We start from the raw sequence: 1,899 nt of genomic DNA, 5'->3' as shown, positions 1-1,899 counted from the left end.
GCCAGAGCCCATCGGCGGCGACGGCGGCATAGGCCGCCGTGAGCTCCAGCAGGGTCACCTCGCTCTGGCCCAGGGCCAGGCCCGGCACCGGGGCCAGGGGGCTGGTGAAGCCCAGGTCCCGGCCCTTGCTGACGACGGCGTCGAGGCCGTCCTTGCGGGCCAGCCGCAGGGCGGCGGTGTTGCTGCTGATCGCCATGGCCTGGCGCAGGCTGAGGCTGCCGCCGCAGCCGCTGCTGAAGTGCTGGCCGCCCCAGTCCAGCGGTCCGCAGCCGACCCGGTCCCCGGGCCGGGCGCCGCGCTCGAGGGCGACGACGTAGGGAACCAGCTTGAAGGTGCTGCCGGGCTGGCGCAGGGCCATCGAGGCCCGGTTGAACTGGCTCTGCAGGTAGTCCCGGCCGCCGGCAATGGCGCGGATCCCGCCGCTGCGGCTGTCGAGCACCACCACCGCCCCCTGGCTCACCCCCAGGGAGCGACTGGCATCGATGCGCCGGCGCAGCAGCAGCTCGACCCGCTCCTGCAACAGTGGATCGAGGTGGGTGTCGATCAGGAAGTTGCCCTCGGCGGCCACCGCCTTGCCCACCTGGTTCTCCAGGTCGCGGCGCACCTGGTCGGTGTAGAAGGGCGCCCCCCGCTGCTGGGCGGAACGGCAGGCGTCCGCGGCCAGCCGGATCGGCTGGCGTCGGGCCCGGCGGGCCTGGTCGGCGGAGATCCTGTTGGTGGCGGCCATCTTGTCGAGCACCTGGTTGCGGGAGGCGAGGGCCGCCGCGGGATCGACGCAGGGGTCGTAGCCGTTCGGTGATGGCAGCAGGCCCACCAGCAGGGCGGCCTCCTCGAGCTTCAGGGCCGAGGCCGGACGGTTGAAGAAACGCCGGGAGGCGTCCTCGAACCCCCAGACGGCCCCGAGATAGACCCGGTTGAGGTAGCTGAGCAGCAGCTCCTCCTTGCTGAAGCGGGTCTCCAGCTGCAGGGCCACCAGCAACTCCCGCCACTTGCGCCCCAGGGTCTCCCCCTGCCCCACCTGCTCCGGGTAGCGGCTGCGGGCGATCTGCTGAGCAATGTCCGGCTGGATGGCGATCTGGCCTATTCCGATGCCCGGCTGATGTCGGACAATATGCGCATCCGTTCCGACCGGATCGATGCCACCGCGGTGCTGCTGGCTGACCTCAACACGGGGCTGTACACGGGAGCGCTCAACGGCCGGGTCAACGGCTATCGCGTCGAGAGCGTCGGGATCTTCAATCTCGACACCAATATCGATCTTGAAACTCTTGCCAATGGCGGCTTCCGCCTGGCGGGCCGCGTCCGCGCGCGATCGAGCCAGATCCTGAACGATGGCCTGCGCGAGTTCCTCGGCGGCAACTCGCTGATCAACGCCGATGTCAGCTATGGCAGCGACGGCGTCGGGCGGGTGACCAGCCTGACCGTGGCCGCGCCGTCGTTCCGCCTGACCCAGGGACGCGGTTCGTACAGCACCGATGGCCAGATCCGCTTCACCGCGCGCGGGTCTTCCAACCAATATGGCCCGCTCGGGGTCGACGTCAGCGGAACCGTTACCCGGCCCGTCGTCACGGTCACCGCCGATCGGCCCGGGCTGGGCGTGGGCATGAGCAACGTCGTCGCCACCATTCGCGGCGATGGCGAAAGCTATGCCGTCACCGGCAATGGCGACACCGATTACGGCGCGTTCGTAGCCGATGTGAATGTCTTTGCCGGCAACGGCCCGCTCGCGGTCGCGGTCAATCCCGGCACCCGCTTTGCCGATATCGGCATTACTGGCCGCGTCACCCAGACGGCAGCCGGTCCGTTCGCAGGCCAGCTTGTCGCGGATGGCGCCGGGGTGTCCGGCAATGTCGCTCTCTCGAATTCGGGCGCCGATCAGCGCGCGGTGGTGGCATTGAA

1 protein-coding gene and 1 pseudogene are annotated in these 1,899 nt (G+C 69.8%); one reads left to right on the top strand and one right to left on the bottom strand.

Features of this window, described 5'->3' with window-relative positions; translation table 11 throughout:
* Nucleotides 1-1,051 (bottom strand): annotated as a pseudogene (locus tag VB737_RS16545) (transglycosylase domain-containing protein); the annotation flags it as partial.
* A gap of 60 nt (nucleotides 1,052-1,111) precedes the next feature.
* Between VB737_RS16545 and VB737_RS16540 the strand changes: the two are divergent.
* Nucleotides 1,112-1,899: hypothetical protein (locus tag VB737_RS16540; protein WP_500314569.1), on the top strand; the 788-nt coding region annotated here is incomplete at its 3' end.

Origin of the sequence: Synechococcus sp. BA-120 BA3, from assembly GCF_034931285.1 — a bacterium.
Classification (GTDB): Bacteria; Cyanobacteriota; Cyanobacteriia; order PCC-6307; family Cyanobiaceae; genus Cyanobium.
The sequence above is the reverse complement of the archived record's forward strand: the minus strand, read 5'-3'. Positions and strand labels throughout refer to the sequence as shown.